General features: G+C 70.9%; 23 protein-coding genes. 2 read left to right on the forward strand and 21 right to left on the reverse strand.

Translation table 11 applies throughout. The features are described from left to right. Positions 1–15: 15 nt before the first annotated feature. From sigH to VKV57_09230, 6 genes are all read right to left on the reverse strand, one after another. Complete coding sequence (gene sigH, locus VKV57_09205) at positions 16–657, reverse strand: RNA polymerase sporulation sigma factor SigH (protein HLW60084.1); 642 nt, start codon at positions 655–657, stop codon at positions 16–18. Between the two features lie 179 nt (positions 658–836). After that, positions 837–1649, reverse strand: a complete 813-nt coding sequence (gene rlmB, locus VKV57_09210) for a 23S rRNA (guanosine(2251)-2'-O)-methyltransferase RlmB (GenBank protein ID HLW60085.1) — start codon at positions 1647–1649, stop codon at positions 837–839. After that, complete coding sequence (gene cysS / locus VKV57_09215) at positions 1634–3223, reverse strand: cysteine--tRNA ligase (GenBank protein HLW60086.1); 1590 nt, start codon at positions 3221–3223, stop codon at positions 1634–1636. The genes rlmB and cysS overlap by 16 nt, the downstream gene beginning before the upstream one ends. Before the next feature lie 12 nt (positions 3224–3235). Then, positions 3236–3583, reverse strand: a complete 348-nt coding sequence (locus tag VKV57_09220) for a hypothetical protein (GenBank protein ID HLW60087.1) — start codon at positions 3581–3583, stop codon at positions 3236–3238. Next, positions 3580–4788 (reverse strand): 2-C-methyl-D-erythritol 4-phosphate cytidylyltransferase, encoded by a 1209-nt coding sequence (ispD, locus tag VKV57_09225; protein HLW60088.1) that lies wholly within the window; start codon positions 4786–4788, stop codon positions 3580–3582. Before ispD ends, VKV57_09220 begins: the two co-directional genes overlap by 4 nt. Further along, positions 4785–5882, reverse strand: a complete 1098-nt coding sequence (locus VKV57_09230; protein ID HLW60089.1) for a PIN domain-containing protein — start codon at positions 5880–5882, stop codon at positions 4785–4787. Before VKV57_09230 ends, ispD begins: the two co-directional genes overlap by 4 nt. A gap of 203 nt (positions 5883–6085) precedes the next feature. Here VKV57_09230 and VKV57_09235 point away from each other — a divergent pair, with 203 nt between their 5' ends. Next, on the forward strand, positions 6086–6478 hold the full coding sequence (locus tag VKV57_09235) for a DUF1573 domain-containing protein (GenBank protein HLW60090.1): 393 nt from the start codon (positions 6086–6088) through the stop codon (positions 6476–6478). A 31-nt stretch (positions 6479–6509) separates the two neighbouring features. On the opposite strand, the gene radA is transcribed toward VKV57_09235, so the two are convergent. From radA to VKV57_09300, 13 genes are all read right to left on the reverse strand, one after another. Beyond that, entirely contained in the window at positions 6510–7901 is a 1392-nt protein-coding gene (radA, locus tag VKV57_09240; GenBank protein ID HLW60091.1) for a DNA repair protein RadA, read from the reverse strand. Between the two features lie 81 nt (positions 7902–7982). Further along, positions 7983–10442 (reverse strand): ATP-dependent Clp protease ATP-binding subunit, encoded by a 2460-nt coding sequence (locus tag VKV57_09245; protein ID HLW60092.1) that lies wholly within the window; start codon positions 10440–10442, stop codon positions 7983–7985. 452 nt (positions 10443–10894) lie between these two features. Continuing rightward, positions 10895–11368, reverse strand: a complete 474-nt coding sequence (gene greA / locus VKV57_09250; protein ID HLW60093.1) for a transcription elongation factor GreA — start codon at positions 11366–11368, stop codon at positions 10895–10897. Positions 11369–11489: 121 nt separating this feature from the next. Next, the gene (locus VKV57_09255; protein HLW60094.1) at positions 11490–12602 is read right to left on the reverse strand and encodes a shikimate dehydrogenase; all 1113 of its coding nucleotides are present in this window, start codon (positions 12600–12602) and stop codon (positions 11490–11492) included. Between the two features lie 49 nt (positions 12603–12651). Then, positions 12652–13563, reverse strand: coding sequence for a quinate 5-dehydrogenase (locus VKV57_09260; protein ID HLW60095.1), 912 nt, complete (start codon positions 13561–13563; stop codon positions 12652–12654). 11 nt (positions 13564–13574) lie between these two features. Beyond that, complete coding sequence (locus VKV57_09265; protein HLW60096.1) at positions 13575–14375, reverse strand: type III pantothenate kinase; 801 nt, start codon at positions 14373–14375, stop codon at positions 13575–13577. A gap of 170 nt (positions 14376–14545) precedes the next feature. Further along, positions 14546–15502 (reverse strand): P1 family peptidase, encoded by a 957-nt coding sequence (locus VKV57_09270; GenBank protein ID HLW60097.1) that lies wholly within the window; start codon positions 15500–15502, stop codon positions 14546–14548. Beyond that, a complete protein-coding gene (locus VKV57_09275) occupies positions 15499–16272 on the reverse strand; it encodes a biotin--[acetyl-CoA-carboxylase] ligase (GenBank protein ID HLW60098.1) in 774 nt (257 codons plus the stop codon). The genes VKV57_09270 and VKV57_09275 overlap by 4 nt, the downstream gene beginning before the upstream one ends. Then, positions 16269–17417 (reverse strand): 2-amino-4-hydroxy-6-hydroxymethyldihydropteridine diphosphokinase, encoded by a 1149-nt coding sequence (gene folK, locus VKV57_09280; protein ID HLW60099.1) that lies wholly within the window; start codon positions 17415–17417, stop codon positions 16269–16271. Before folK ends, VKV57_09275 begins: the two co-directional genes overlap by 4 nt. Beyond that, entirely contained in the window at positions 17414–17779 is a 366-nt protein-coding gene (gene folB, locus VKV57_09285; protein HLW60100.1) for a dihydroneopterin aldolase, read from the reverse strand. The genes folK and folB overlap by 4 nt, the downstream gene beginning before the upstream one ends. A gap of 3 nt (positions 17780–17782) precedes the next feature. Further along, positions 17783–18625, reverse strand: coding sequence for a dihydropteroate synthase (gene folP, locus VKV57_09290; protein HLW60101.1), 843 nt, complete (start codon positions 18623–18625; stop codon positions 17783–17785). Further along, positions 18622–19527, reverse strand: coding sequence for a glutamate formimidoyltransferase (gene ftcD, locus VKV57_09295; GenBank protein ID HLW60102.1), 906 nt, complete (start codon positions 19525–19527; stop codon positions 18622–18624). Before ftcD ends, folP begins: the two co-directional genes overlap by 4 nt. Before the next feature lie 89 nt (positions 19528–19616). Continuing rightward, the gene (locus tag VKV57_09300) at positions 19617–19976 is read right to left on the reverse strand and encodes an ASCH domain-containing protein (GenBank protein ID HLW60103.1); all 360 of its coding nucleotides are present in this window, start codon (positions 19974–19976) and stop codon (positions 19617–19619) included. Positions 19977–20217: 241 nt separating this feature from the next. Between VKV57_09300 and VKV57_09305 the strand changes: the two genes are divergently transcribed. Then, entirely contained in the window at positions 20218–20943 is a 726-nt protein-coding gene (locus VKV57_09305) for an SIMPL domain-containing protein (protein HLW60104.1), read from the forward strand. Between the two features lie 44 nt (positions 20944–20987). Here the strand turns inward: VKV57_09305 and VKV57_09310 are convergent, their stop codons facing one another. Further along, positions 20988–21443 (reverse strand): hypothetical protein, encoded by a 456-nt coding sequence (locus tag VKV57_09310; protein ID HLW60105.1) that lies wholly within the window; start codon positions 21441–21443, stop codon positions 20988–20990. A gap of 89 nt (positions 21444–21532) precedes the next feature. After that, positions 21533–22126 carry an isochorismatase family cysteine hydrolase gene (locus VKV57_09315; protein HLW60106.1) on the reverse strand — a complete coding sequence of 198 codons (594 nt, stop codon included), beginning with the start codon at positions 22124–22126 and terminating at the stop codon, positions 21533–21535. Positions 22127–22152 lie beyond the last annotated feature (26 nt).

A 22152-nucleotide genomic window follows, 5' to 3' on the forward strand; every position in this document is an offset into this window, starting at 1 on the left:
CCGACGCGCCGCTACCTATTCTTCTTCGCCTTCGAGGTTGCGCTCCAGCTTCCGCTTCACCCGCTGCAGGGCGTTGTCGATGGACTTGACGTGGCGGTGCAGCTCGGTCGCCATCTCCTGGTAGGACTTGCCCTCGAGGTACGCCGTCAGCACCCGGCACTCCAGGTCGCTCAGGTTCTTCCGGATGCGCTCGCGCATCATCAGCGATGCTTCTTGGTTGATCACCAACTCTTCCGGGTCGGAGACCTTGATGCTGCTGATGACATCGAGCAGGGTGCGGTCGGAGTCCTCGTCGTAGATCGGCTTGTTGAGGGAGATGTACGAGTTGAGCGGGATGTGCTTTTGCCGGGTGGCGGTCTTGATCGCCGTGATGATCTGCCGGGTGATGCACAGCTCGGCGAACGCCCGGAACGACGAGAGCTTGTCGCGCCGGAAGTCCCGGATCGCCTTGTAGAGGCCGATCATCCCTTCCTGGATGATGTCCTCGCGATCGGCCCCGATCAGGAAATACGCCTTGGCTTTGACCCGGACGAAGTTGCGGTATTTATTGATGAGAAACTCGGCGGCGAATTCGTCTCCGCTCTTTGCGCAATCGACAAGCTGTTCATCTACCATTTCCTGGTAGATGGGTACGACTGGCTTGCGGGCAACTACCATTCTCGCCTCCGCCCCGAGTGTTCCGCTGTTACAAACGATCCCTACCGTAGCACGGACCGTGGCATCGAATCGTGTTCGCCGGGGCGCTGGATTGCTCGATCGTGTCGAGCAGTCACGGCGGCCCCGCTGGGCGCTGCTTGTGGCCGCTGCCGCAAGTTACTCATATTATACGAACGCGGCTAAGTCAAGTCAACACGATCGTTCGCGCGGGCCCCCTCCCCGGAGGCACGATGGCGACGCGCCACCTCGAACAGCAGCAGCGCCGCGGCGACGGACACGTTGAGCGAGGCCACCCGGCCGCGCAGCGGGATGCGCACGACGCGATCACAGCGCTCGCGGACCAGGCGGTGCAGCCCCCGCCCTTCCCCGCCCAGGACGAGCACCAAGGGGGGATCGAGCGGGGCGGCATCGTAGCGCTCGGATCCGGCGGCATCCCCCCCCACCACCCAGACCCCCTCGCCCTTCAGGCGCTCGAGCGCGGCGACGAGGTTGCCGACCTGGGCCACCGGGCAGTGCGCCAGCGCCCCCGCCGACGCCCGGGCCACCACCGGGGTCAACCCGGCGGCGCGGCGTCGGGGGATGATCACGCCGTGGGCCCCCGCGGCCTCGGCGGTCCGGATCACGGCCCCAAGGTTGTGGGGGTCTTCGACCCCGTCGAGCGCGATCAGGAACGGCGGCTCGCCGCGGGCGCGCGACCGCGCGAGGAGGTCGTCGACGCTGACCGTCGGCGCCGCGGCGATCATCGCGGCCACTCCCTGGTGGACGATCCCGTGCGCGAGGGCATCGAGGCGGCGCCGGTCAACGATCTGGACCACCACGCGGCGGGCCCGGGCCTCGCGCACGATCTCCCGCAGCGGTCCCCGCACGTCCGCGCTGCGGGCGACCAGCACGCGCGAGACCGGCCGCCCGGCGCGGAGCGCCTCGAGCACCGCCCGCCGCCCGAGAAGCGAGGCGTCGGCGTCGGCGGGTGGAGGGGTCAGCGCACCCGCCACGTCACCCCGGTCGGGGAGTCCTCGAGGAGGATGCCGAGGGCCTGGAGGCGAGCGCGGATCGCATCGCTCGTCGCCCAATCCCGCTGGCGGCGCGCCTGCGTCCGGCCGCCGGCCACGAACTCGATCAGCTCGTCGGCGGAGGCGCCGTCCCCCGCCCGAAGCGCGGCGAGCAGCGGATGGTCGGCGGGGAAAAGCTGGGGCCACTTCGCGACCAGTTCCCGGGCCAGCCCGTGGAGCGCACGGCGCTGCTCCGGGGTCACCGCGACGGTAAGGCGCAGCCCGAGCACGCCGGCGAGGCTCGAGAGCAAGGCACTTCCCCCGGCCAGCGCGCCGAGCATCGACGGGGGCGCCGGCGCGGCGGCCTTGGCCAGAACATCCGCCCCCCGGTTGAGGGCCGTGGCGAGATCGAAGATCGCGGCGAGCGCCCGCGGCGTGTTGAAGTCGTCGTCCATCGCCTGCTCGAACGCCTCGCGCGCCGCCGCGGCCGCGCGCGTTACCTCTGCGGAACCGCCCGCGGCCGCCGCATCGCCCGCGCGGGCCGGGACCGCTCCCCCGCCCCGCCACCCGGCCCGGCGCAGCGTGGTGTCCACGTGCTCGGCGGCGGTGCGCAGCCGCTCCGCGCCGTGCGTCGCCGCTGCCAGTGACTCCTCGCTCCACAGCGTCGGGCTGCGGTAGTGGGAAGAGAACACAAACACGCGGATGGCGTCGGGGTGGTACCGCCTGAGCGCCTCTTCGATCGTCACGATGTTCCCGAGATGGCGGGTCATCTTCTCCTGCCCCTCGGAGAGGCGGAGGAGGCCGTTGTGCACCCAGAACCGGACGAACGGGGCCTTGCCCGTGTACGCCTCCGACTGGGCGATCTCGTTCTCGTGGTGCGGGAAGACCACGTCCTGCCCTCCGCCGTGGAGGTCGAGCTGATCGCCGAGCAGGGAGATCGACATCGCCGAGCACTCGATGTGCCATCCCGGCCGGCCCGGCCCCCAGGGGCTGTCCCACGAGGGCTCCCCGGGTTTGGCCGCCTTCCACAGAACGAAGTCCATGGGGTGCGCCTTCCGGGGGTCCACGTCGATCCTGGCGCCGGCCTGCATCTCGTCGAGCGATCGGCCGGAGAGCCGTCCGTAGGCCGGAAACGCCGTCACCCGAAAAAAGACGTCCCCCTCCACGGCGTAGGCGACCCCCCGATCGACGAGGCCGCGAATCATCTCCAGCATCTTGGGGATGACCTCTGTGGCCCGGGGATAATGGTCGGCCCGACGGACGCCCAGCTGGTCCATCTCGCGCAGGAATCGCGCGGCGTACTGCTCGGCCAGGGCCGCCACCGTCGTCCCCTGTTCTTGCGCGGTCTGGATGATGCGGTCCTCGATGTCGGTGAAGTTCTGGACGTGCTTCACCCGGTAGCCCCGGTATTCCAGATAGCGGTGGATCACATCGAAAACCAGGAAGGAGAGCGCGTGCCCGACGTGGGACGGTCCGTAGAGGTTCGGGCCGCAGACGTACATGCGGACTTCGCCCGCGTGCAGGGGCGTGAACTCTTCGACCCGCCGGGTGAGGGTGTTGTAGATTCGCAGCGCCATCGGCCGTCCCGGTTAGAACAGCGACCGGTGCACGGGCACCGCCGCAAGCTCCGCGATCAGTTCCCATCGGCCCTGCGTCCGCCAGGTCCAGGGATCCATGTCGGAGACGCGGTGCAGGTCGAAGCACCCCCGGTCCGCGAGCACCCGCAGGTACGATTCGCCGCGCTCCCACCGCCGCTCGAGGACGCGGACGATGCGGTAGAAGACGGAGCCCCTCCAGAACCCGGTGGGCCGGGACCTCAGCCCCTCCGGGTCGGTCTCGACCACGATGGGCTCGCAGAGCGCCCGGCGCTCGATCAGGACGAGGTGGGTGTGCGCGGACCGATGCGCCGCCCCCTCCGACCGCGTCCGAATCGTCATCGGAACCCGCCCCTCTCCGAAGACGGCAGCGCCTCCACGCTGGCCACCGCCTGCGCCGCGATCCCCTCTTCCCGGCCGATCGCCCCCAACCCCTCCATCGTCGTGGCCTTGACGTTCACGCTGCCCGCGGGCAGGTCGACCGCCGCGCCGATCGCCGCGCGCATCGCCGCCACGTACGGGGCCAGCCGGGGGGCCTCGGCGAGCACGACGACATCCACGTGCACCGGCCGCCACCCGCCTTCGCTGAGCAGCGCGCGGACCTTCGCCAGGAGCGCCAGGCTGTCCGCGTCCCTGTAGGTGGGGTCGGTCGGCGGGAAGTGGTACCCGATATCCCCGCAGCCCGCCGCGCCCAGCAGCGCGTCCATCACCGCGTGCACGATCACGTCCGCGTCGGAGTGCCCGAGCAGCCCGCGGGGGTGCGGAATCTCCACCCCGCCGAGCACCAGGCGGCGTCCGTCCCCAAACCGGTGCGCGTCGAAGCCGACGCCGACGCGGGGCGCGCGCGCCGCGTCCCCGCTCCCCCCCAACAGCGCCTCGGCCAACCGCAGATCCTCCGGCACGGTCACCTTCAGGTTGGTGGGGTCGCCGGGGACGAGCCTCACCCGGCTCCCCATCCGTTCGACCAGCCCCGCATCATCCGTGCCGCGGAACCCCTGCCGCGCCGCGGCCTCGTGCGCCCGCTCCAGGAGCGAGCGGCGAAAGGCCTGCGGGGTCTGCACCCGGTAGAGCGAGGCCCGGTCGAGGGTCTCCCGGACCCACTCCCCCTCCCCCCGCTTCACGGTCTCGCCGATCGGCAGCGCGGCCGTCGCCGATCCGTCGCGGGCCGCCGCGACGAGCACCTCCGCGGCCAGCGCGCGGGAGAGGAACGGCCGAGCGCCGTCGTGGACGAGGACGAGATCCGGACCCGGCGGGAGCGCCCGCAGGCCGCATTCCACCGACGCCTGCCGGTCGGCTCCGCCCGGCACCACCGCGGTGACCTTGGTCAACCCCGCGCGCCGGGTCATCTCCGAGACGGTGCCCACCGCCTCGGCGGGGACCACCACGGCGATCGCCTCGATCTCGGACACATCCTGCAGGGTGGCCAGCGCATACTGCACGAGGGGCCGTCCGCGCAACACCACGAGCGATTTCGGAACCGCCCCGCCGAACCGCTCGCCGCGCCCGGCCGCCGGGACCACGGCCGCCGCCCGCACCCCGCCGCTCACCGACCGGCGCCGTCCTTCTCGAGCACCTTGGGGCGCGCGAAGATCATTCGCCCCGCGACGGTCTGCAGGACGCTCGTCACAATCGTGTCCAAGGTCTCGCCGATGTGCCGCTTGCCGCCCTCGACCACGATCATCGTCCCATCGTCCAGGTATCCCACGCCCTGGCCGGCTTCCTTGCCGTCCTTGATGACGTGGACGGACAACTCCTCGCCCGGGATCATCACCGGCTTGATCGCGTTCGCCAGCTCGTTGACGTTGAGCACGCGGACCCCCTGGAGCTCGGCGATCTTGTTCAGGTTGTAGTCGTTGGTGACGATCCAGGCCCCGGTCGCCCGGGCCACCCGGACGAGCTGCGCGTCCACCGGCCCGCTGGCGAACTCATCGCCCTCGTCGTAGATCTGGACCCCCTGCTTGTCCCGCTGCATCCGGTTGAGGATGTCGAGCCCCCGCCGCCCCCGGTTCCGCCGGATCTGGTCGCTGGCATCGGCGATCCGCTGCAGTTCCGCCAGCACCGACCGGGGGACGAGCAGCGGTCCCTCCAAGAACCCCGTCTGCGCGATGTCGGCGATCCGCCCGTCGATGATCACGCTCGTGTCGAGCAGCTTGGGGATGCTGCTCAACCGAAGCCGCCGGTCGCGCGACCCCAGCCGCTCGGCGAGCCGGGGGAACGCGGCGAGGAAGTCCTCGCGCCGCTGGATGCCGAGATGGAGGCCCAAATATCCGAAGACGAACACGGCGGTGAGCGGGATGATGTACGGCCCGATGATCGGCACGCGCAGGAGCGGAATGCTGACGAGAAATGCGATCACCAGCCCCAGGATCAGCCCGCCCGCGCCCGCAAAGACATCCCGCAGCGGGACCCCGCCGAGGTGGTGCAGGATCCACGTCATCGTGGACACAAACCAACCCCGCAGCGGGGGCGCGAACAGCCAGCCGAGCAGCGCGCCGAGCAGCGTCCCGCCCGCGTGCGCCCCCGCCTGCCCGCCCGCCAGATGCACTCCGCCGCGCACCATCTCGCGGTACACGAAGTCGGCGATCTGATAGCCAATGACGGAGCCGAAGATCAGGCCGATTGATCGAACAAATCGAATCATCGCCGTCCACCGGTGTCAACGCTCGTACGGCTTTCGCGGGTCGCGCAGGACGTTTCATTATACCACGCCCATTCGCCGCGCAAGCGCCGCACCGACGATCGACGGTGCGGTGCCGCCGCGGTGGTTTTCCTTGACACCCGCGCAACCACGTTCATATAATTGGGCCGTTCGTCGTACGGGGATCCGGAAGGGGGCGGGCATCGATGAAAGAGACGAAGCCGTCTTTCCAGGACCAGGTCGATGCGTATCTGATCCGCCACCGCAGCATTCTCGACGTTCTGAGCAAGCTGCAAGAATCCACCGCCCGCGTGAACCGCGCCGTCGTCAAGGCCGTGACCACGTGCGGCTGCATTTCGATCGACGCGAGCAAGCAGCAGTTCCCCGCCGAAGTCAGCCTCGCCGAGATCCGCGGCTACCTGGAGACCCATCTCACCGGCGCGCTGTGCGACCGGTGCCGAGAGGCGCTCGAAACCGAGATCGGCAGCTCGCTCTTTTACACCGCCGGATTGTGCAGCCTGCTCGACCTCCAGCTGGACCAGATCCAGGAGAAGCAGCACAGCCGGATCAAGACGCTCGGCATCTTCAACCTCACCTAAGCGTGCGCGCCCGCCTCATCCGGGCGCGGGATCATCCCAACAGCAGGTCGAGGGCTTCCCGGATCTGGGCCACGCCGACGAGCTCGACCCCCCCGGCGTCGTCGACCCCGGCGAGGTTGGCCCTCGGAAGGATCACCCGCCGGAACCCCAGCTTCGCCGCCTCGGCGATCCGGCTGCCGATCCGGCTCACCGCCCGCACCTCGCCGCCGAGTCCCACCTCGCCCACCACGACCGTCCCGGGATCCGTCGGACGCTCGCGGTGCGAGCTGGCGACCGCCGCCGCCACCCCCAAATCCGCTGCCGGTTCCTCCACGCGCACGCCCCCGGCGACGCTGACGTAGACGTCGTAGGTGGCCAGGTGCAGCCCCGCGCGCTTCTCCAGGACGGCCAGGAGCAGCAGCATCCGGTTGGTGTCGACCCCGGCGGCCGTCCGGCGGGGGAAGCCGAACGGGGTCCGGGTGACGAGCGCCTGCATCTCCAGCAGCAGCGGCCGCGACCCCTCCACCGCGCAGACCACCACCGACCCCGGCGCGTCGAGCGGCCGCTCGGACAGGAACAGCGCCGACGGATCCGACACCTCCGCCAGCCCGCGGCCGCTCATGGCGAAGATGCCGATCTCGTTGGTCGATCCGAAGCGGTTCTTCGTCACCCGCAGCAGCCGATAGGCATGGTGGCGCTCCCCCTCAAAGTAGAGCACGGTGTCCACCATGTGCTCGAGCACCCGCGGGCCGGCGATCGCGCCCTCCTTGGTGACGTGCCCGACGATGAGCACGGCGGGCCCCCCCTCCGCCTTGGCCACCCGCAGCAGATCGCCGGTGCACTCCCGGATCTGGCCCACGCTGCCCGGCGCGGCCGGCAGGTCGGGGCGGTACACGGTCTGGATGGAATCGATCACCAAGAGGCTGGGCGCGACCTGGGCCACCTGCATTTCGATCTCCTGGAGATTGGTCTCGGCGAGGACCAGCAGGCGTGGAGCGTCCACGCCCAGCCGCGCCGCCCGCATCTTCGTCTGCCGGACCGACTCCTCCCCCGAGACATAGAGCACCGTGCGGGCCGCGGCGAGACGCTGCGCCACCTGCAGCGCCAGCGTCGACTTGCCGATCCCCGGATCGCCGCCGAGCAGCACCAGCGACCCCGGCACCAGCCCTCCGCCCAGGACGCGGTCGACCTCGCCGATCCCCACCTCGAGCCGCGACTCCTGGTCGAGCGCCACCTCCGCGATCGGCGTGGGGGCTCCGGCGGGGCCGGGGCGCGGGCGCGCCGCGCCGCCGTGAGACGGGGCGGTCGGCTCCTCGACGAGCGTGTTCCACGCCTCGCAGGCCGGGCAGCGGCCGAGCCATTTGGTGGACTCGTACCCGCACTCCTGGCAGACGTACGCGACGCGTCCCCCACCCCCGCTGCCGCCGTCCCTGCGCCGCCTCACCGCCGCCCCCGCCCGCCTCTGATATAGAGCGGCCCGGGCGCCACCGCCCGGGCCGCCGTCGGTTCGTGCTCCACGTGCGCCTTAGGTCGCCGTATCCGCCGCCACGGGCTCGCGCCGCTTCTCGAAGACCACGGTGCCGTCGCGCGCGTCCAGGACGATCTCGTCCCCGGCGTGGAACTTCCCGCGCAGCATGTCGTCGGAGAGCGGATCCTCCACCAGCCGCTGGATCGCCCGCCGGAGCGGCCGCGCCCCGTACTGCGGGTCGTACCCCTCGGTGGCCAGCAGCTCGCGCGCTCCCTCCGTGATCACGAGCGACATCCCCTGTCCCCGGATCTCCCGCTTCACGCGCTCCATCAGGATGTTCACGATCGAGGTGATCTGCTCGCGCGTCAGCGGGCGGAAGACGATGATCTCGTCGACCCGGTTGAGGAACTCCGGCCGGAAGGTCCGGCGCAGCTCCTCCATGACCTGGGTCTTCATCCGGTCGTAGCTCCGGTCGGCCTCCAGCTGCTCGCTCTCGGTGCCGCGGAACCCGAACCCCGAGTCGCGCTGGATCTGCGGCGCGCCGACGTTGCTGGTCATGATGATCACGCAGTTTTTGAAATCGACCGTCCGCCCCTGCGCGTCGGTGAGGCGGCCGTCCTCCAGGATCTGCAACAGCACGTTGAAGATCTCCGGGTGCGCCTTCTCGATCTCGTCGAGCAGGACGACCGAGTAGGGGCGCCGCCGAACCTGCTCGGTCAGCTGTCCGCCCTCTTCGTAGCCGACGTACCCGGGGGGCGCCCCGACGAGCCGGGAGACGGTGTGCCGCTCGGTGTACTCCGACATATCGATCCGGATCACCGCGCCCTCGTCCCCGAACAGGAACTCCGCCAGCGCCAGCGTCAGCTCGGTCTTCCCCACGCCGGTCGGCCCGAGGAAGACGAACGAGCCGATCGGCCGCCGGGCGTCCTTCAATCCCGCGCGCGCCCGACGAACCGCACGCGAGACCGCGTGCACGGCCTCGTCCTGGCCGACGATCCGGTGGTGGAGCGAGTCCTCCATCCGCAGGAGCTTCTCGGTCTCCTCTTCGACCAGGCGCATCACCGGGATGCCGGTCCAGCTGGAGACGATATCCGCGATGTCGTCAGCGGAGACCGTCGTGATGTCGCGCCCCTTGTCGGTCTTCCAGGAACTCTCCAGTTCCTCAAGCTTCTGCCGCAGGACCTTCTCCTTGTCCCGCAGGCTCGCCGCCTTCTCAAAATCCTGACCCTTGATCGCCTCTTCCTTTTCGCGCCGCACCCGCTCCGCCTTGTCGAGCGCCTGACGGACCTCTTGGGGAAGGAAGCTGGCCTGGAGGCGGATCTTGCTCGCCGCCTCGTCCATCAGGTCGATCGCCTTGTCCGGCAGGAACCGGTCCGAGATGTACTTGTCGGCGAGCATCGAGGCCGCGACGAGCGCCTCGTCGCTGATCTTCACCCCGTGGTGCGCCTCGTACCGCTCGCGCAGGCCGCGCAGGATCTCCACCGTCTGATCGACGTTGGGCTCGGCCACGAGGATGGGGGCAAACCGGCGCTCCAGCGCCGCGTCCCGCTCCACGTACTTGCGGTACTCGTCAAGGGTGGTCGCCCCGATGCACTGCAGTTCCCCCCGCGACAGCGACGGCTTCAGGATGTTGCTGGCGTCGATCGCCCCTTCCGCCGCCCCCGCGCCGACGAGGGTGTGCAGCTCGTCCACGAAGAGCACGACCTCGCCCTGCGCCTTGCGGATCTCCTCCATCACCTTCTTCATCCGCTCTTCGAACTCGCCGCGGTATTTGGTGCCGGCGACGAGCGCGGCCAGGTCGAGCTGCACGACGCGCTTGTTCCGGAGGACCTCGGGCACGTCGCCGCGGACGATCCGCTGCGCGAGCCCCTCGGTGATCGCCGTCTTGCCGACGCCGGGCTCACCGATCAGGGCGGGGTTGTTCTTGGTGCGGCGGGAGAGCACCTGGATCACCCGCTCGATCTCCCGCTCCCGGCCGATCACCGGATCGAGCTTGTTCTCGCGCGCCAGCTTGGTGAGATCCCGTCCGAATTCGTCCAGCGTCGGGGTCTTGCTGGCCTGCTTGGTGTAGGAGGCGGTCCCCTCCTCGCCGAGGAGGTACACCACCTGCGAGCGCACGCGCTCCAGATCGGCGCCCATCGCCTCGAGCACCCGCGCGGCGACGCCCTCGCCCTCGCGGATCAGGCCGAGCAGCAGATGCTCCGTGCCGATGTAGTTGTGGCCGAGCCGGCGCGCCTCATCCAGCGCCAGCTCCAAGACCTTCTTGGCACGCGGCGTAAACGTCACTTCTTCGTGCGGGGTCCGCTCGCCGCGGCCGATCGCGCTCTCGATCTCGGCGCGCACCCGCTCGGGGCTGATGTTCAGGGACTCCAGGACCTTGCTGGCGACCCCTTCCCCTTCGCGGACGATGCCGAGCAGGATATGCTCCGTCCCAACCGCGCTGTGGTTCAGCCGCTTGGCTTCCTCTTGCGCGAGGATGATGACGCGGCGGGCTCGCTCCGTAAACCGTTCAAACATCTCGCGGCTGACCTCCTCCCTGCCAGGCTGTGTGCGACGCGATCCGGTGGTCCCGACGACCTCCTGCTTCTACGAATCCAGCCATCCGACTGTTCTCTTCCCCGGAGGCCGCGACCGCAGGAACCCCCGGGGCCCGGCAGAGCGTGAAGGACTGTCCCCTTCTACGGAACCGACGTTACCGGCTCATAAAGAAGTACGCTGGCCCCTCCCCCGACCATTCCCCGCTGCCGGTTCGCAAGCTGCGGCGGCCCGTGCTCTTCTTTTCTTCGTGTCCGGTCTGACTCCTGCAGGAAGCGGCCGCCCGACGCCACGCGGCCCCCGCATTCTTTATGATTCCCCTCGGCCGAAGAGCCCGGACACCGATAGATCCTATCTTCCGATAGCGAAAGTCAACCCTTTGATACGGGACGGTGGCGGCGGAGGGACGGAACGTCGGGAGGGTGGAACGTCGGTCAGCGCTTGATCGCTTTGATCGTGTAGCGAATCGTCCCGGCCGGGGCTTTGACCGTGACCTTCTCCCCCCGACGGCGGCCGAGGAGCGCCCGCCCGACCGGGGATTCGTTGCTGATCCGATCGTGCAGGGGATCGGCTTCGGGGGACCCCACGATCGTGTAGGTGAGCTCCTCTCCCCCCTCGTCGGTCACCTGGACGGTGCTCCCGACCGTGACCAAGTCGGAGCGGACCTCGTGATTGTGGATCACTTTGGCGTTCCGCAGCATGCCTTCGAGGGTGAGAATGCGGCCTTCGATGAAGGCCTGCTCGTTCTTGGCGTCCTCGTACTCGGAGTTTTCCATCAGATCGCCGAACTCTTTCGACTGCTTGATCCGCTCGGCGACTTCCTTGCGCTTGACCGTCTTGAGGACTTCAAGCTCCTCTTCCAGCTTGCGAAGCCCTTCCGGGGTTAGGATGGTTTCCTTCTCGCCCATACCGGTCGGTCCACCTAGGTGGAAATCGTGCCCCTCTGAAGAGGGGACGAGACTGAGGGAATCCCCTCAGTCTCGGCATCGTCTGTGACGCCAGGTAGTATAGCGGAAGCGGATAGGGTTGTCAAAGTCCGAGCGAGACCGTCCCCGGGGCGGGCGCCGCCCGCGCGGCCTGGCGGATCGCGTCGACTTCATCGTCGGAAATCTTTCGCTCAAACCGCCGGAACCCCGAGAGCCGGAACCCGTGCCGACGCATCAGCGCGTGGATCTCGTCGACCTTGTCCAGCCCCACATCCGCGCCGAGCGTGTAGTCCTCGTAACGCCGCTCGAGCGCGAGGAGGATCGTCTCCGCCATGCACGCCTCGCACGAGCGCGGCGGGAACCCGAAGTCGAGGCCGAACTCCACGGGCCCCGGGACTTCGATCACCCCCCCGTCGATAACCAGGATGTCGCTCCGACGGTCGTAGACGAGCCGGGAGACGTTTCGCGGACGCGCCACGTCGCAGACCACCGCCCCCGGACGGAGGTCCTCCGGCTCGATGAGGACGTCGGTGGCGGTGCTCACCGTGATCACCAGGTCGGCCACCCCCACCGCCCGCCGCACGTCGGTGGTCACCCGGACCCGGGCGCGCCCCGCCCCGCGGAGGCGCTCGGCCAGCGCGTCCAGCCGGGGACGCGTGCGCGCGGCGAGGACGAGCCCGCCCACCTGCCGGGCGAGGATCCGACAGCAGGCGGTGCCGATCGATCCGGTCGCGCCGATCACGGCCACCTCCGCCGCGGGGACGTCGATCCCCATCCGCTGCGCGCCGAGCAGCGCCCCCTCGATCGCGGTGGCGACGGTGAGGCTGTTGCCGGTGGTGACGCCGATCTCGAGGGCGTTCGCGACCGTGATCCCCCGGTCGCCGACCACCTTCGTGAAGGCGCCCAGGCCGACGATGCCGGCCCCCAGGCGTTCGGCGATGCGCCCGGCCTGAATCAGGCGGCGGTAGACCAATGGAGGTGGAGCGGCCAGGAGCACCCGCGGCGTCCAGGGGAGAGCGATGAACCACCCCTCGGCCGCCGCCCCCGTGCTCGACTGGATCCCGGTGATGTGCGAGGCCTCGAACGGGGGGACGGCGCGGAAGGCGGCTTCCACCAGGCGGGCGGGCAGGAACCGGGTGATCGGAAATTTTTGCGCATACTGGGAGACGTAGAGCGGATGCAGGATGAAGGCAAACCGTCCGAGGGAAGCCGTCATGCGCCGCGCGCCGCCCGCCTGCCGCTCATCGCCTCTTTCCCTCCCGCGCCTACGCCGGCTGCAGCGATTCGATCCGCGGCCGGAACCCGGCGCGCAGGAGACACTGCACGTAGTCCTCCGGCCGGAGCTCTTCGCGCCGCCCGTCGGACAGCGCCAGCACGATCCCCTCCAGCACGTTCGTGGCGAACGAGCGCCCCTCCATCTCCGGGGACACCGTGATCAGCGTCCGGACCCGGCGCCGGCGCAACTCCTCGGTGTCCTCGCGCGTCACCGTCTGGGTCAGGACCGTCTTGCCCGCCAGGTCGGCGGGCATGTATCGCCGGATGAAGTGAAAGTCGCCGGCGAGCACCTCGGCCCACTGAAAAAGCCGCGGGTAGCGGGGCGTGTTCTGCTCCTGCTTCCCCCCGGTGGGGTAAAGCAGCTGAAACGGCAGCTTGGTGAGGATCGGCAGCAGGCACGCGGCCAGCAGCCGCACCGTCCCCAACGTGCGCATCGGGATGGGAAGGCCGAGGGCGAAGTAGAAATCCCCGAAGAGCGTCACCGCCCCGGCCTCGACGAACGCCTCGGCCATCCCGTACCGGTCGACGCTGCTCACCAGCAGCACCCGGCGACCGGCGAACGAGATCCCGGCTTCGCGGGGCAGGTAGTCGAGGATCAGGTACTTCTCCCACGAGTTCTTGATCCCGCCGCCGTCCACCACCGGCGTCCGGGTCACCCCCCGGATCAACCGGGCGGCGTCGCGGATCTGATACCGCGACCCGCCCGCGCGGAGGAAGAGGTCGATGCCCCCCATGCCGATCGCGTCCACCTGCCCGTCCAGCTCGCGCACCAGCGTCCGGAAGCGGGCGGTGTCCCCGTCGGTCCCGATCCGCTCGATGATGAAGCGCTCGCCGAGGATGTCCGTTTCGACCCGCTTGTCCCGAGTGCTGCTGCCCAAACTGACACTGACCACGCGCTTCATCCCGTCGACTGTTAGACCCTCCCTCCGGCCTCTCCTGCCCCCTCCGGGCTGGCGTTGCGCTCGGAGAGGATGCGCAGGCCGTCGAGGGCCAGCAGCGGATCGACGTGCGCGATCGAGGGCGTCTCCGAGGCGATCAGCGCGGCGTAGCCGCCCGTCGCGACGACCGTGGCCCGTCCGCCCAGCTCCTGGCGCATCCGGCCGACCATCCCATCGACCTGACCGGCGAAGCCGTACAGGACCCCGGATTGAATCGCCGCGATGGTGTTCCGGGCGATGATCGACGGCGGCCGAATGATCTCAACCTTGCGCAGCTGCGCGGCGTGCTGGACGAGGGCGTCGAGCGAAATCCCGATCCCGGGACAGATCGCCCCGCCCAGGAAGTCGCCGTCCGGGGAGACCGCCGTGAAGGTCGTGGCGGTGCCGAAGTCAACGATGATCGTGGGACCGCCGTACGCCGCGTACGCGGCGATGGCGTTGGCGATGCGGTCCGCGCCGACCTCGGGCGGGTTGTCGTAGAGGATCCGCATCCCGGTGCGGATGCCCGGGCCGACCTCCAGCGGCGTGCACCCGAGATAGGTCTGGCAGAGCTGCCGGAACGTCGCCGCGAGCGGCGGGACCACGCTCGCGATCGCCACCGCGCGGATGTCCGGGAAGTCGACGCTGGCGTGCCGGCAGAGCTGCTGCCAGAGCATGGCGTACTCGTCGGCGGTGCGATCCCGATCGGTGGCGATCGTCCAGTTTGCCACGCGGCCGCGGCCGCGGTAGAGCGCGAGCTTAATCTGGGTGTTCCCGACGTTCACGGCGAGCAGCATGCGGGGGATCCTCCGTTCCAGTCTGCAGGGCAGTACCGGACAGAGCCTGCGGCAGACTCGGGGGTCCGGCTCCCCGGGGGGATGCCGGCCATCCGTAGCGTAGCCGATCGGCGCGCCCCCGTCAAAGCGCGGCGCCCTCCCCGACTCCGGCCGAAGGTCGCGGGGCGGTGCTACCCGGCGAGGCCGGGGACGCCGCCGAGCGTCCGCGCCGTCATCACCGAGCGCATCACCGCCTCGGCGACGACCTCGGGGACCGCGGCCTGCACGGCGAGCCAGTCGGATGCGACCTCCCCGTTGCTCAGGACGAAGAACGTGTCGCCGTCGAGCGAGGTGTGGGATGGCGAGACGGCGCGGGCAAGGCCGGTGTGGGCGAGCAGCGCGAGCCGCGTGGCCTGGGACTTCGTCAGCGCGGCGTCCGTCGCCACCACCCCCAACGTGGTGTGGAAGCCGGAGCCGCGCCCGAGGCCGTGGGCCATCAGATACGCGGTCGTGCCGGCGAACCGCCCGCGGTCGGGATCCCGCGCGCCGGCCAGGATCCGCCCGCTGCGGACGTCCACGACATCGCCGAACGCATTGGTCACCACGATCGCCGCGACGACCGCCCCGCCGGCGACCCGGGTGCCCCAGGTCCCGACGCCGGACTTCATCGCCCCCCGGACCCCGAAGAGCTTCCCCACCATCGCCCCTGTGCCGACCCCAACACACCCCTCTTCGACGGGTCCCGCCCGCGCCGCCCGGCAGGCGGCCGCCCCCATCGCCGCATCGGGGCGGGTGTCCGCGCTGCCGATGTCCAGATCGTAGATCACCGCGGCGGGCACGATCGGGACCCGCGCCCGGGACGTCGGGTACCCGATCCCGCGGGCCCCGAGATACTCGACCGCCCCGTCCGCGGCGGCGAGGCCGAAGGCGCTCCCCCCGCAGAGCAGCACGGCGTGAACCCGTTCCACGAGGTTCTCGGGTCGCAGCAGATCGGTCTCGCGCGTCCCGGGAGCACCGCCCAGCACCGCCCCGCCGGCGACGGCCCCCTCCCCGCACAGCACCGCGGTGCACCCGGTGAGGTGCTCCAGATCGGTGGCGTGGCCGACGGTGATCCCCGGCACGTCGGTGATCGCGGCGCCGGCGGTCACCGGCCCGGCTCCCGCAGCCGCAGGTCGCCGGCGACGACTCGCCGGATCTCGCCGCCGTCGAGCCGCACGAGCAGCGCTCCCGCCTCGTCGAGATCGAGCGCGGTCCCCTCGATCGCGCCGTCGGGCATCTCCACGCGGACTGACCGGCCGAGGGTGTCGGTCGTCTCGCGCCACCGCCGCAGCGTCGGCCCGGTCCCGCCGGACTTCAGCTCCGCGTACGCGCGGTCCAGTTCGCGCAGCACGGCGCGGATCAGCCCTTCCCGATCCACGGGGTGGCCGAGCAGGGCCTGGAGCGAGGTGGCGGGGTACCCCTCGATCACCGGGAGCGCCGCGAGGGCGATGTTCGCGTTGATCCCGACGCCCACCACCACCCACTCGGCGCCGGCGGTCGCCTCGGCCAGGATGCCGGCGATCTTGCCGCCGTCGACGAGGACATCGTTCGGCCACTTCACGCGGGCCGGGAGCCCGGTGAGCTCGCGGATCGCCCGGGCGGTCGCGACCCCCGCCCCAAGGCCCAGGAGCGGGACGCGCTCCAGGGGGAGCTCCGGGCGGAGGATCACGGACAGCCAGATGCCGCCGCGGGGGGACGTCCACGATCGCCCGCGGCGGCCGCGGCCGGCGGTCTGCTCGTCCGCCAGGATGACGGTGCCCTCGGGAGCTGAGACCTCGGTCAGCTGCACCGCCAGGTCGTTCGTCGACGGGAGGGACTCGTGCCAGCGGACGTAGCGGCCGATCAGGCGAGTGCCGAGGTCGGCGAACCGGTCGATCATCGATCGCCCCCCGCCGCGGTCGGGCTCGGGCGGTAGACGCGCACGGCCTCGCGATCCGGGAGCGCCTCGAGCAGGGCTTCCACCGACGCGCCGTCGGGCAGCCGCAACCCGGGGACCAGCTCGGCGAGGGGGACGAGCGCGAACGCTCGGCGGCGGAGTTCGGCGTGCGGGATCACCAGGTCCGGCGTCGCCAGCTCGAGCGCATCGTAGACGAGGATGTCGATGTCGATCGTCCGCGGTCCCCAGCGGACGGTCCGCACCCGGCCCAGCTTCGCTTCGACCTCGAGGCAGCGCGCGAGCAGCGCCGCGGAGGGGAGGGCCGTCCGGACCTGCACCACTTGGTTGAGGAAGCAGGGCTGATCGGTCTTTCCCCAGGGAGGCGATTCGTAGAGATGCGAGGCGGCGACGACGCGCAGGTCGGGAGTGTCCAGGAGGGCCCTGGCCTGCGCCAGCATCTGCGCACGGTCGCCCTGGTTGGAGCCGAGGCCCAGGAACACGGAGGCGGGTTCGTCCCCTTCCCGCGCGCGCCCCAGCGCTTCCCATCCTTCGCGCAGCACCAGCGCCCCGAGCAGGAGGGCCGCCCCCGGGTCGGCCCACCCGAGCCCCACCCGCTGCGCCGCGAGGCCGACGAGCACCACCCCGGCCATCAAGCCGCAGGCCAGGTTCCCCATCGCGTCCTCGCGCAGCGCCTCGCTCCCCAGCACGCGCGCGACCCGCCGCTTCGCCGAGGAGAGCCACGGCATGCCGAGCAGCGCCGCCAGCGAGACCGCGAACCCCCACGCTCCGGGTGCGACCCCAACCGGCCTCCGGAGACGCTCGGCGGCCCCGATCAGGATGTAGACGGCAAGCGCGAGCAGGCATCCCGCGACCACACGGGCCGAGAGGCGCTCGGCCGCGGCGACGCGCCGGGCGTCCTGATCGGAAGCGGACCGGGCCTCGACCAGCAGCCGCCACAGCACCGCCGCGCCGGATATCAGCTCGATCAAGCTGTCCAGCCCGAACACCTCGAGGGACAGGCTCCGGGCGGCCACGCCGGCGGCGACCGCCACGCCGCCTTCCGCGAGCATCCAGGCCATGGAGACCCACTCCAGGAGGATCGCGCGCCGGAGGGGGGCGCGGGACCCGGCGGCCGGGGCCGCGATCATGCCCGCCGCCGCCGCGTGACCTCGACCGCGGCGTAGGCGAGCGGTCCACCCAGCTGCACGTGGGGCTTCCGGACGCGCACCGTCACCGCCTCCACCCGCGCGACCTCCAGCAGGCGGTGCGCGACCGCCTCGGCCACCGCCTCGAGCAGCCGGCAGCGCTCCCCCACCAGCACGTCGCGCACCCGCCCGTACACGTCCCGGTAGTCGAGGGTGTCGGAGAGCTCGTCGCTGTGCCCGGCGCGGTGCAGCGAGGTCTCCACCGTCACGTCGACGAGGAAGACCTGTCCCTTCTCCTGTTCCTCCGGGCTCACCCCGTGGTAGGCGTAGAACGCCATCTCGCGCAGCACGATCCGATCGGGCACCGCCTACGCGCCTCCCGCGGCCGGGGGCGTCCCCCGCACGACGGCGTCGGTCATCCGCGCCACCCGGACGATGGTCCGGACGTCGTGCGCGCGCACGATGTCCGCCCCGTTCATGATCGCGACCGCCACCGTCGCGGCCGTCCCCTCGACGCGCTCATGCACCGGAAGGTTCAACACTTTCCCGATGCTCCCTTTGCGCGAGGTCCCGATCAGGATGGGACGGCCCAGCACGGTCAGGTCCCGGAGTCGTCGCAGGATCTCCATGTTCTGCGACACCGTGAGCCCGAACCCATACCCCGGGTCCACCAGGGTCTGCGCCTCCGCGATCCCCGCGTCTGCGGCGGCCGCAATCCGCGCGCGGAGAAACGCCACGGTCTCGCCGACCGCGTCGGCGCTTTCCGCCCGCTGGTCCCAATCCATCAGGACGACCGGCGCCCCCGCGCGCGCCACGAGGCGCGCCATCCCCGGGTCGCCGCGCAGGGCCGACACATCGTTCACCAGCACCGCCCCCGCCTCCAGCGCCGCCCCGGCGACCCGCGCGGAGAACGTGTCGACGCTCACGGGCACGCCGATCCCGACCAGCCGCCGAATCGCCGGGATCGTCAGGCGGATCTCCTCGGCCACCTCGACCGGCGGCGCCCCCGGCCGCGTCGAACGGCCGCCGACGTCGAGCAGGTCGACCCCCGCTTCCCGCATCGCCTGCCCGCGCGCCTCCGCGGCCCCCGCATCGCCGGCGAGGCCGTCCCCGGCAAACGAATCCGGCGCCATGTTGATGATCCCCATGACGAACGTCCGGCGGCCGAACTCCAGCCCCAGCGGTCCGACCCGCGCCGCCTGGGAGGTCATCGCCCGTGCGCGCCGGCGCCGGGGGATCCGTCCAGCCCCTGCGCCATCCGCAGCGGGTCGAAGATCTGTCCCGGGCGCAGGCCGCGCAGGCGCAGCGCGGCCAAGGGCTCGGGGGGCAGCGCCTCCCGCGGCGCGCACCCCACGAGCTCGCCCGCCTCGACGGTGAGGCCGCGGCGCGCCGCTTCGGCCTCGACCCGCTGAAACGCGGCGAGCGGAGGAGTCCGCCGGTAGTCGAGCAGATTCATCGACACCTGCGCCACCCCACGGGTCCGGAGGAACACCCCCATCGCTTGGACGGCGGGGAGCCCGCCCGAGGACTCGCGCACGGCGCGGGCGATCTCCCGCGCCGCGGCGACGTCGGGACTGTGAAGGTCGACGTTGAAAGCGATCAGGATGTCCCTCGCCCCCACCGCCACCGCGCCGGCGGTGGGGTGCACCCGCGCCGGCCCCAGATCGGGCGCCCGCTCCGGCTCGGCGATCGCCCCCTGCAGGCGCTCGAATCCCCCGCGCCGCACCTGGGCCAGGGTGCGCGGGCCCGCCTGGCCGTAGAGGAACACGGGCAGCGCCAGGCGCTCCGCCAACACCCCGCCCAATCGATGGGCCAGCGCGACGCACTCGGGCATCCCCCCCCCGACCAGCGGCACGATGGGAATCACGTCGACGGCCCCGATGCGTGGGTGCACGCCGCGGTGCGTACGGAGATCGATCCGCTCCACCGCCACCGCCGCGCTGCGCAGCGCGGCGTCCAGCACGGCCGCGCTCGCGCCGACGAAGGTGAACACCGACCGGTTGTGATCGGGGTCGGCCGACACATCGAGGAGGCGGATACCCGCAACCGCCCGGATGCTCGCCGCCAGCGCGTCGAGGACCACCCTCCGGCGCCCCTCGCTGAAGTTTGGCACGCACTCCACCATCATCGGGTTTGGGCCCGGGGTGCCGGACGGGCCAAGCGGGAGGGGATCCCGAACGTCGCCTGGGGCGATCGTCGGCCTTACTCGTCCTTGGGCTCGGTAACCCGCGAGAAGTGGATCACGGTCACCGTATCGTCCATGCCGACCGGGCGCCCGTAGATCTTGGAGAGAAACTCCATCAGGCCGGCGTGCTCCCTCGACGCGGGGTTCTCCCGTTCGATCTCCCTCGGAGTCACCTCCCGCAGCGCCTTGATCTCCACCCGATCGATCATCCCGGTGAAGATCCGCTGCTTCGTCCCAAACCGGCTCCCCACCGTGACCCAGACCAGCTGCCCGTCCTGGTATTTGTCGCGCTTGTCACCCAGGCGGATCGTCAGCGTCTTCCGGCCGTCGCGAAGCGCCTGGGTAAAGACGCTCGAGTAAAAATTGAGCGCGAACATGCCTGCCTCCATGGACCAGACCTACCGGTCTCGTCGGCCGCGGTCGGGCGGGGCTCCGCGGCGGGCCGCCCGGAATGCTCCCCCCGATGCGGGCGTGGGGACCGGAATCGGCGTGCCGTTGCTTCGTGTCATCCGCCGCGCTTCCCTCCAGCACCCGTGCCGGCCTCTCTCGGTCGGTCTTGCGGAACATGTGGTCCGAGCCCCCCGTATGAGGGGGAGCCCCATTCTCCGGAGGTGTTCTATGAACACGACAGGGATGCGCCTGGCGGCGCTGGCGGTCGCGGTCCTTCTCACGGGGACCTCAGCCGTGGTGCCGCCGGCAAGGGCCCAGGGACCCGCGCCGGCCGGTCGCGGGATGGCGTCCCCCGGCCAAGCGATCGCCGTGGTCGGACAGGGCTCGGTCGAGGCCGTCCCCGACCGCGCGACGATCGACGTCGGCAACCAGGTGACGCGCCCCACCGCCCAAGACGCCCAGCAGCGCGCCAGTGCCACCATGACCCAGATCATCGAGCGGATTCTAGCGCTCGGGATCCCGCGCGACCGCATCCATACGGTGGAGATCAACCTCTTCCCGCAGCGACGGGGCCCGTCCGAGGAGATCTCCGGCTACCAGGCCGTGCAGCGGGCGACCGTCACCGTCGACGACCTCACCATGGTGGGGCGCGTCGTCGACGCCGGCGCGGCCGCGGGGGCGAACCTGGTCGGCAACGTCACGTTCACGCTGCGCGATCCCGTGGCCCTGCGCACCCGCGCGCTCGCCGCCGCGGTGCAGGATGCCCGGGCCACCGCGAACACCATCGCCGCCGCGGCCGGGGTGACGATTCTTCGAGTCGTCCGGATCGATGAGGTCGGCGCGGCCGTGCCGGTCCCCCGGGTGGGGCTGCAGGCGGCGCCGGAGGTGTCCACGCCCGTGCTGCCCGGAACCCTGACCGTCACGATGCAGGTGCGGGCGATCTTCGCGTTCTGACGGCTCGAGTCCGCCGGTCCTCGGGGGTTGGTGTGGAGGGGACGCTACTTCAGCGCGGGGGAGAAGTCGGTGGTGGGAGCCTTCCCGGGTTCAGCCCTCACCGTCGCTTCCACCGCATTGTCCTTCTCCAGCTCCAGGATGATGTGCTTGAAGCTGATCAGCCCGAGGATGCCCTGCGCCGCCTGGGTCCCCTCCCCCGAGAGCAGCACGCGCTTCTGCGCGGGGGTCTTCGCCTGACCGCTCACCACGTCTTTGACCCTCATCGTCAGGGTATCGGTCTTCACATCGAGGGTGGAACTCTGGACCGTTCCCGGCCCGACGACATTCTCCACAAGACGCCTGGCGATCACGTCGGGCCGCAGCGACGCCGCCGTCCCTTCCTGGCGCGCCTCGTAGGCGTGCTCCCACGCGCCGAGTGCCGCGGCGATTACCGCGACGATGGCCAGGTAGATCGCTGCGGGCCGCCAGGGGAAGATCTGCTGGGTTTTGGGCTTCGGCACCGACCCCCTCCGCTCGCCCCGGCCGGACTCGATCCTCACCCGCCGGGGCAGCCTTCATGATAGCACACCACCCCGACCAGGGGGTCGCTTCACCCGGACACGGAGAGGCCGTCGCTTTGCGTCAGGGTGCCCCGGTACAGGAAGGCGATCTGGCGAAACGCCGCGTGCCGGTCGAACTCGGTCAGCGCGGAGGTGGCATCGACGGGAACGACGATCCGAAACCAGCGCAGCGCGGCGCTCCCGGCCGTGTGCAGGACACAGATGTTGCTCACGGTCCCGGTGATCACCAGCGTCTCGATCCGGCGACGCCGGAGCTCGTCCTCAAGTTCGGTACGGTAGAAGGCATCATAGCGGAGTTTGCGGATCACGAGATCCCCGGGGTCGGGGGCCAGATCGGGAACGATCTCCGCCCCCCACGTCCCGGCGACGGCGTGCGGCCCCCACAGCGCGAACTCGGGGTCGTCGGCGCGGTGCCAGTCCTGTGTGTACACGATGGGGAGACCGTGGGCGCGGGCGAGAGCCCGTAGCCGCCGAATCGCCGGCACGGTCGCCGCAGCGCCCGCGACGTAGAGGCTGCCCTTGGCATCGACGAAGTCGTTCTGCATGTCGACGACGATCAACGCGGTGTCCCGGGGCCCGACCTCAACGCGGCGGGCCACGGTGTACGGGGGGACCTCGAGCATGCGGGGCGCTTCCTCCGACACGGCGG

This window comes from bacterium (assembly GCA_035307765.1).
Classification (GTDB): Bacteria; Sysuimicrobiota; Sysuimicrobiia; order Sysuimicrobiales; family Segetimicrobiaceae; genus Segetimicrobium.

Excerpts from the sequence above, each read along its gene's own strand:
- VKV57_09230 (HLW60089.1), bottom strand. The coding sequence starts at position 5,882 with ATGATTCGATTTGTTCGATCAATCGGCCTGATCTTCGGCTCCGTCATT.
- greA (HLW60093.1), bottom strand. The coding sequence starts at position 11,368 with ATGGGCGAGAAGGAAACCATCCTAACCCCGGAAGGGCTTCGCAAGCTG.
- VKV57_09315 (HLW60106.1), bottom strand. The coding sequence starts at position 22,126 with ATGCTCGAGGTCCCCCCGTACACCGTGGCCCGCCGCGTTGAGGTCGGG.
- VKV57_09275 (HLW60098.1), bottom strand. The coding sequence starts at position 16,272 with ATGATCGACCGGTTCGCCGACCTCGGCACTCGCCTGATCGGCCGCTAC.
- VKV57_09255 (HLW60094.1), bottom strand. The coding sequence starts at position 12,602 with ATGACGGCTTCCCTCGGACGGTTTGCCTTCATCCTGCATCCGCTCTAC.
- VKV57_09235 (HLW60090.1), top strand. The coding sequence starts at position 6,086 with ATGAAAGAGACGAAGCCGTCTTTCCAGGACCAGGTCGATGCGTATCTG.
- folK (HLW60099.1), bottom strand. The coding sequence starts at position 17,417 with ATGATCGCGGCCCCGGCCGCCGGGTCCCGCGCCCCCCTCCGGCGCGCG.
- cysS (HLW60086.1), bottom strand. The coding sequence starts at position 3,223 with ATGGCGCTGCGAATCTACAACACCCTCACCCGGCGGGTCGAAGAGTTC.
- sigH (HLW60084.1), bottom strand. The coding sequence starts at position 657 with ATGGTAGTTGCCCGCAAGCCAGTCGTACCCATCTACCAGGAAATGGTA.
- VKV57_09300 (HLW60103.1), bottom strand. The coding sequence starts at position 19,976 with ATGTTCGCGCTCAATTTTTACTCGAGCGTCTTTACCCAGGCGCTTCGC.
- VKV57_09245 (HLW60092.1), bottom strand. The coding sequence starts at position 10,442 with ATGTTTGAACGGTTTACGGAGCGAGCCCGCCGCGTCATCATCCTCGCG.
- VKV57_09265 (HLW60096.1), bottom strand. The coding sequence starts at position 14,375 with ATGCTGCTCGCCGTGAACGTCGGGAACACCCAGATTAAGCTCGCGCTC.
- VKV57_09260 (HLW60095.1), bottom strand. The coding sequence starts at position 13,563 with ATGAAGCGCGTGGTCAGTGTCAGTTTGGGCAGCAGCACTCGGGACAAG.
- folP (HLW60101.1), bottom strand. The coding sequence starts at position 18,625 with ATGACCTCCCAGGCGGCGCGGGTCGGACCGCTGGGGCTGGAGTTCGGC.
- VKV57_09220 (HLW60087.1), bottom strand. The coding sequence starts at position 3,583 with ATGACGATTCGGACGCGGTCGGAGGGGGCGGCGCATCGGTCCGCGCAC.
- VKV57_09305 (HLW60104.1), top strand. The coding sequence starts at position 20,218 with ATGAACACGACAGGGATGCGCCTGGCGGCGCTGGCGGTCGCGGTCCTT.